Genomic DNA, 7050 nt, shown 5'->3' on the forward strand with positions numbered 1-7050 from the left:
TAAGGTTGCCCTCCAGCGAAGGAGCAACCTTACAAATTTGGGTCAAAGGTGGGCAATGCTACTAATCATTTGAAAACCACTACTAGTATGACAACGAACTCGGTCAAATTCGATCCATTTTCTCCAGATTTTCATGCTAATCCCTATCCTATTTATGATTGGTTGCGTCAGCACGATCCAATTCATTGGAGCTTTATGCAAGCTTGGGTAATCACCCGCCATCATGATGTTGATGCATTACTCAAAGCCCCACAACTGCATGTTGATGATTTGCCAATGCGGTTAAGACAAAAAAGCCAATACCTCAAGCAGGGTAACTTTGAAGCCTTGGCACAAACTATCGAAAACTGGCTATTTTTTCTAGAACCACCGCACCATACCAAGCTGAAGAGTTTGGTGGCAAAAGCTTTTTCGCCGCAGATGATTGAAACCATGCGACCAGCGATCGCAGAATTAGTCGATCGCTTACTTACGCAAGCAGAGCAGAAGGCGAGTCAAAATAATGGTGAGATCGATGTCATGACTGACTTTGCCGCACCCTTGCCAGCGATGACCGTAACTCAAATTCTGGGTGTGCCATTAGAAGATCATGACAAGTTAATGCGATGGTCTTACGATTTATTTTTTGTATTCGATCAGCCGATGTCTCTGAGTGGCTATCAGAAGCAAAATGAAATTGCGATCGAAGCGCGAGAATATCTGATTAACCTCATGGAAACTAAACCATCAGGGCTAATCGGGCAACTCATGGCAGCAAGGGATCGGGGGACGCAACTAAGTGAAGACGAAATTTTAGGATTTTGTATCATGCTGTTAATTGTGGGACAGGAAACCACTAAAAGTCTCATCGGTAATAGTGTTCTAGCCCTTTTGCAGCATCCTCAAGCCTTAGCCGAATTACAGCAAAATCTGGATTTAGTTCCCGCAGCGATCGAGGAGTTATTACGCTATGACAGCCCCGTCCAAGTGATTGCCCGTCTTGCTACTGAAGATTTTGAGTATGGCGGTAAAACGATTCATGCTGGCGATAAAGTCATTTTGTGTCTGGGTGCAGCTAATCGCGATCGCAAAACTTTTCCTGAACCTGACCAAATCAATTTTCACCGCCATAATTATAATTTGCCGTTTGGCGGCGGGCTGCATTACTGTTTAGGTGCAGCTCTCGCAAGGGTGCAAGGACAGATTGCAATTAAGAGTTTGATTCAGCGTTATCCTCATTTAGCATTGACAGACTTTAGCAATTCCGATCTTCAGTGGCGGGAAAGCATTACTTTGAGAGGTCTCAAAACTTTGTCCGTGAGATTGTCAGCATCATGAAAGAACCGATCGCAATTATTGGTATTGGCTGCCGTTTCCCTCATGCCAATGGGGTGCAAGCATTTTGGCAATTATTGCGTGATGGTGTCGATGCGATCGCGCCCATGCCTAGCGATCGTCGCCAACTATATCCTTTTAGCAGCTTTGATGACGATGCACTTGAAGCTATCAATGGAAGCTGGGGCGGATTTCTAGATGGAGTCGATCAATTCGATGCAGATTTTTTTGGAATTTCTCCTAGTGAGGCAGAGGTAATCGATCCACAGCAGCGACTATTGCTAGAAGTGAGTTGGGATGCCTTAGAAGATGCCGCCCTCACGTTAGAACAAATTGCTGGCACTCAAACAGGTGTGTTTATTGGCGTTGCCGCAAATGGTTATGAAGCACTTTTGCAAGCAGGCAATGACCAAACCGCTTATATATCTTTTGGCACAAGTAATGCGATCGCCGTTAACCGCATTTCCCATTACTTTGATTTGCAAGGTGCAAGTATCGCCACCAATACTACTTGTTCATCCGCATTAGTTTCCGTCGATCTAGCTTGCCAGAGTCTTTGGTCTGGTCAAAGCTCCCTTGCTTTGGCAGGGGGGGTAAATATCTTTGCCAATTTAGGCATATCTCCAGAATCCTCAGAACTACTTTCTAAAAACCATCGATGCCAGTCTTTTGCGGCAACAGCCGATGGTTATGTTCGCTCTGAAGGTGTAGGAATTGTCGTTCTTAAACCTTTGTCTGAAGCTCTCAAGAATAGCGATCGCATTTATGCAACGATCCGTGGCAGTGCCGTTAACCATAATGGTCGAGGTAATGGACTCGCTGCTCCCAATCTCCAAGCACAGGAATCACTATTGCGTCGCGCGTATCACCAAGCCGAGATTGATCCTCATACAGTTCACTATCTCGAAGCGCACGCCACGGGCACGCTGATAGGGGATGCCGTGGAAATGAAAGCGATCGAACGAGTATTTAACTCTAGCGCCTTAGATCATTCTGCTGACAAATCATGTCAAATTGGCACAGTGAAAACGAATATTGGGCATACAGAAACTGCTTCAGGAATTGCGGGGTTGATCAAAGTCGCCTTAGCCTTGCACCATCGCCAAATCCCAGCCCATTTACATTTTGATCGACCTAGCCCATATATCGAGTTTGAGAAGTTATCTTTCCAAGTCCCGACCGTTCTTACTCCTTTTCCTCTAGAGGGAAATCTATACGCAGGTATAAGTGCTTTTGGTATGGGTGGAACGAATGCCCATGTTGTTTTAGAATCTGCACCTCCAGATTCTATTCTCAATCCAAATTCATCGATTAATTGTGCTTGCCATGTTTTGATTCTGAGCGCTAAGACCGAACAGGCTTTGCGGCAAATGGCAGTTAATTATCATGACTTTTTGCAAGAACATCCAGAAGTCGAGATCGCCCAAGTATGTGCTACAGCAATGCGCCGATCGCAGTTTAACTACCGCCTTGCGATCGTGGTAAATGCGATCGGCTCCAATCCGATCGATACTTTACAGCAAAATCTGAGTGCATACATTTGCGATCGTCTTAGCGATCACCAGTCAAGTCAAGTGTTTAGCGGCAAAGCAAGTCCTAAAAAGTATAAAAAACAGTCACTTCAAACAATTCTTACTCAGCAGGGAGTTGCGATTAGTCAACTTCTCCAAAACTATCCCCAATTCACCCTAGAGAACATCGTTTTCAATTTGTCGTCATTACCAGAATTAGATGCCAACGTATATCAATCTCTACGCTGTCAGATTGTTCAGCTTTGGGTAAATGGCGTAAAAGTTGATTGGAGTAGTGTATACGCTAATTCGCATATACAGCCAATCTCATTACCATCCTATCCATTTGAGCGGCAGTCTTTTTGGGTGCATCCATCTTCTCAATCAAATCTGCCAGAAGTAACCTTAATATCTTCTGACATACTCACAACCAATCCAACCAAGACAAAACTAGCAAGAGATTCAGAAAGCAATTTTGTTGCTCCACGCGATCGCATGGAGAAGAAACTCGCCGCTATTTGGGAAAAGGTTTTTGATAAGAAACCCATTGGCATTGATGACAATTTTTTCGATCTCGGTGGAACTTCGATAATTGCAGTTAACTTATTTGCCAAAATTGAGCAGGCTTTTAAATACCATCTTAGTCTGGTTGTTTTATTTCAATGTCCAACTATTGCTCAACTTGCCAAGATGTTGAGCCAACTAGATCAGCAAGAACCAACGGAGCAAAGTGTATCTTGGTCAACCCTTGTACCAATTAGGGCAAAAGGTATTCACTCTCCTCTATTTTGTATTTCTGGCATTCATGGCAATGTACTCATATATGCCGATCTTGCTAAACATTTGGGTGCAGATCAGCCTTTTTATGGGCTGCAACCAAGAGGCATAGATGGCATCCATCCGCCCCTCACCAGTATCGAAGAAATAGCGGCTTACTACATTCAAGCGGTGCGCACAGTGCAACCCAAAGGCCCTTATTTCTTAGGTGGGTTTTCTCTGGGGAGTCATGTGGTGTGGGAGATGTCTCAACAGCTATATGCACAAGGTGAAAAAGTCGCCTTACTAGCTTTATTTGATGGCAAAATTAGATCCGCAAATATAGTTAGGCAGCCTTTTCGCAAGCGAATTTTTTTACATTATCAAAGCTTCAGAGAAATGGGTTTTACATATCTTTCTCAAAAGTTTCCAGAATGGCAAGACTGGCTAAGCGGCAGGTATCAGTATTGGACAAAGAGACTTATTCGACGGTTTTATCAACGTTTGCAATGGCAGCTACCGATCTATTTACGTCAATCTGCGATCGAGGATTCATTAGAAAAGGCTGGCACAGAGGCAATGAAAAACTATGTAATGCAAGCCTATCCTGACAAGGTAACTTTATTTCGAGCTGATACGCAGGAATCTGACCAAGGTGTGGGATTTGTGCCTCTAGATTGGGATCTTGGTTGGGGTGATTTGGCGGCTGGTGGATTAGAGATCCAAACTATTTCTGGCGATCATATGTCAATGTTCCGTGAGCCACATGTACAAATATTGGCGCAGAAATTACAGGAATGCTTGCATAGAGCAAGGCAAGCCCAAATATGAGATACAGCAAGAAGTGTTGTATCTCATATTTATCGAAAAAAGGAAAAAGCCCGTCATATGACGGGCTTTTTCCTTTTTTCGATAAATAACGCAAAATCGTTGATTATCCTTGACGAGCTTTGAACTTTGGGTTTGACTTACAAATGACATAAATTCTGCCGCGACGACGCACAACTTTGCAGTCCTTATGGCGAGTTTTTGCCGATCTGAGGGAGCTAACAACTTTCATTAACTAATGCCTAACGTTTACTGATGATCAAATTTTTTCACACGGCTTATAATCTTAACACGATTTTTGACAAGATATTAAAGCTAATTTAAAGCAGCAATTCTCATTATGAAAACCTGTTTTTGGAAAGCCGACCTAATGTGGGCTTTCCAAAAACAGATTTTGGTGTTTCCAGCGCCAAAGGTGCTGGAAACACCAAAATCTGTTTCATAATGAGAATTGCCAATTTTAAAAAGAGTGCCTAGCACTCTTTTTAAAATTGGCTTTAATATAGTTGCGTTTAGCCAATCCAGTGTTATGCTTGCAGCATAAATCTGCTCAATTCCAATAATTAATTTTATTCTTGTAATGCTGCATCCAACTGCCATTCCTTACTTGGTCGCCTTTGCAGTATCTGCGATCGTGGTGTGGCTGAGTACGCCGATTATTCGACATTTTGGTCTTCAAGCAGGATTAGTAGACAAACCTAACCACCGTAAAATGCATACAACTCCAGTTGTGCGTGTAGGTGGGGTGGCAATTTTTTTGGGAAGTGTCAGCGCCTTGCTGCTAGTTTGGGTAGGAGGATACTTTGGGATATTACCGCAAACTAGAGAATATGAAGTTTGGGGCGTAACCATCGGTGGCGCAGCATTTTTCTTAATTGGGTTTGCTGATGACCTGTTTAACTTACCTCCATTGCCCAGATTAATTGCGCAGTTAGCAGTATCCGCTGCCGCATGGCGCGTGGGCGTGAGAATAGATTTTATCTCAGTGCCATTTATTGGCATTATCAAATTTGGTTGGTTTAGCTTGCCAATTACGATGGTTTGGCTATCGGGTATGGCAAATGCAATCAATTGGTTGGATGGACTTGATGGACTCGCCGCAGGAGTAACCACGATCGCAGCCGCCGTAATTTTAATAACTAGTTTATTTATGCAGCAACCTGCGGCAGCCTTGATTGCTGCGGCACTAGCTGGGGGATGTCTGGGTTTCTTGCGCTACAACTTCAAGCCTAAAGGTTCTGCGGAAATCTTTATGGGCGATGGTGGTGCTTATTTCTTGGGGTTTACCCTTGCAGGTGTGAGCGTCATTGGTCTAGTCAAGGCAGTGGCGACGGTGGCACTGATTATGCCCTACATGATTCTTGCAGTGCCGATTGTGGATGCGACTGCGGTAATTTTGCAGCGAATTAGGCGAGGTGAGTCGCCAATGTCCGCAGGTAAGAATCATTTGCACCATCGCTTAGTGCAGGCAGGTGTATCAAAAAGGCTCACGGTTTTATTTATCTATGCTCTCACCCTCTGGGTCGGCAGCATTGCGATGGCGGTTTCAGGGATGCCTGCTGGGGGAACCTATGCGGCGATTAGTACTTTATTGATGGCGTATGCTTGCTTTAAAGTCTGGCAAAGGATTAGGGCGCAAGAACTGCGATCGCAAAAAGAACAGTCGATTAGCGATCAATAAAACAAAAAAAGGATGTGCTTTGCACATCCTTTTTTGTTTTTAACAGCCTGTTTTAGCTTTTTCGTTTATCTTCTGATGCGAGGAACTAAACAAATGCCGTGAATCCCTATTGAGACAATTATCAGGCTCAGAAGTGTCCAAACTCCATCTGCAAAAAGATTGATTCGTTGGATGTTTTGCATTGCTTCGGCAACAAATAAAGTTTCTAGACTGGATTTACTCCTTTAGTTTGGACTAATGGGCAGGTATGAGAGAGGAACCAAAAGACACGAGAAAATTGAGCAGGAGCTTGCAATAGCAAAATCCAGCTCAAAATTGAGAAGAGAAGCAGAACCTAAATGGCAATTGGATGGGTTGGCACAGGAGTCTTTTCAGTTTTCTTTCTTTTTGAGGCGTGTTTTTTAACAGTCGGATAGCGAATACGAGGAGGAAGGCGATCGCCCTTGGAGCGCCCAGGCGATTTACCGCGTAGTTTAGGAGGGATTGCAGGAGTACCAATCGCGGCAATAATTACCGCAAATGATTGAGCGACACGACCAGGAGCAAGATTATCCTGAGGAGACTGCCAAGGTAAAGGAGAATCAACACAATCGAGACGAGCGAACCAAAGTTGCCAAGTCATTAAAGGCATCAAAGCACTCCAACGCTCAGCCGCCTGAGTAGAGGTAATCTGGGGTAGAGTCCAATGTAGGCGTTGCTTGGCAAAACGATACCAATGCTCTAGGGCAAAGCGACGCAAATATTTTAACCACATAGTCTCCAAAGCAGGCATAGTTTTACCCAACCAAGCCAACCACATGGGCTGAAACTTACGGTTGCGTCCCAAGGGTTTAATCACCTCAACTCTAAAAATCTGCTTCGGTCGTTCTGGAGTATTAGACGACAATTAACTTGACCAGTCGCGACAACTAACTTGTCTGGTTGAGAGAAGAGAGAAAAAACGAAAGCACTAATTGTCAC

The 7050-nt window shown here is 44.0% G+C and carries 5 protein-coding genes and 1 pseudogene; 3 read left to right on the forward strand and 3 right to left on the reverse strand.

Going from position 1 to position 7050, the window contains the following annotated elements; genetic code table 11:
• Window positions 1-87 precede the first annotated feature (87 nt).
• Both CQ839_RS17395 and CQ839_RS17400 read left to right on the forward strand, forming a co-directional pair.
• On the forward strand, window positions 88-1317 hold the full coding sequence (locus CQ839_RS17395; RefSeq protein WP_103669565.1) for a cytochrome P450: 1230 nt from the start codon (window positions 88-90) through the stop codon (window positions 1315-1317).
• Window positions 1314-4412: a beta-ketoacyl synthase N-terminal-like domain-containing protein gene (locus CQ839_RS17400; RefSeq protein WP_103669558.1), complete on the forward strand. Its 3099-nt coding sequence runs from the start codon at window positions 1314-1316 to the stop codon at window positions 4410-4412. The genes CQ839_RS17395 and CQ839_RS17400 overlap by 4 nt, the downstream gene beginning before the upstream one ends.
• A 103-nt stretch (window positions 4413-4515) precedes the next feature.
• On the opposite strand, the gene ykgO is transcribed toward CQ839_RS17400, so the two are convergent.
• A complete protein-coding gene (ykgO, locus tag CQ839_RS17405; RefSeq protein WP_094534052.1) occupies window positions 4516-4641 on the reverse strand; it encodes a type B 50S ribosomal protein L36 in 126 nt (41 codons plus the stop codon).
• An 83-nt stretch (window positions 4642-4724) separates the two neighbouring features.
• Window positions 4725-5009 (reverse strand): hypothetical protein, encoded by a 285-nt coding sequence (locus CQ839_RS17410; RefSeq protein ID WP_103669559.1) that lies wholly within the window; start codon window positions 5007-5009, stop codon window positions 4725-4727.
• Here CQ839_RS17410 and CQ839_RS17415 point away from each other — a divergent pair.
• Entirely contained in the window at window positions 4990-6090 is a 1101-nt protein-coding gene (locus CQ839_RS17415; RefSeq protein WP_103669560.1) for a glycosyltransferase family 4 protein, read from the forward strand. The genes CQ839_RS17410 and CQ839_RS17415 overlap by 20 nt on opposite strands.
• Window positions 6091-6424: 334 nt before the next feature.
• Here the strand turns inward: CQ839_RS17415 and CQ839_RS17420 are convergent.
• A pseudogene (locus CQ839_RS17420) lies at window positions 6425-6946 on the reverse strand (transposase); the annotation flags it as partial.
• Between the last annotated feature and the right edge of the window lie 104 nt (window positions 6947-7050).

This window comes from Pseudanabaena sp. BC1403 (assembly GCF_002914585.1).
Lineage (GTDB): Bacteria > Cyanobacteriota > Cyanobacteriia > Pseudanabaenales > Pseudanabaenaceae > Pseudanabaena.

Bases quoted from the DNA above. Each gene is read 5' to 3' on its own strand.
- CQ839_RS17395 (WP_103669565.1), top strand. From the start codon at position 88: ATGACAACGAACTCGGTCAAATTCGATCCATTTTCTCCAGATTTTCAT.
- CQ839_RS17400 (WP_103669558.1), top strand. From the start codon at position 1,314: ATGAAAGAACCGATCGCAATTATTGGTATTGGCTGCCGTTTCCCTCAT.
- ykgO (WP_094534052.1), bottom strand. From the start codon at position 4,641: ATGAAAGTTGTTAGCTCCCTCAGATCGGCAAAAACTCGCCATAAGGAC.
- CQ839_RS17415 (WP_103669560.1), top strand. From the start codon at position 4,990: ATGCTGCATCCAACTGCCATTCCTTACTTGGTCGCCTTTGCAGTATCT.
- CQ839_RS17410 (WP_103669559.1), bottom strand. From the start codon at position 5,009: ATGGCAGTTGGATGCAGCATTACAAGAATAAAATTAATTATTGGAATT.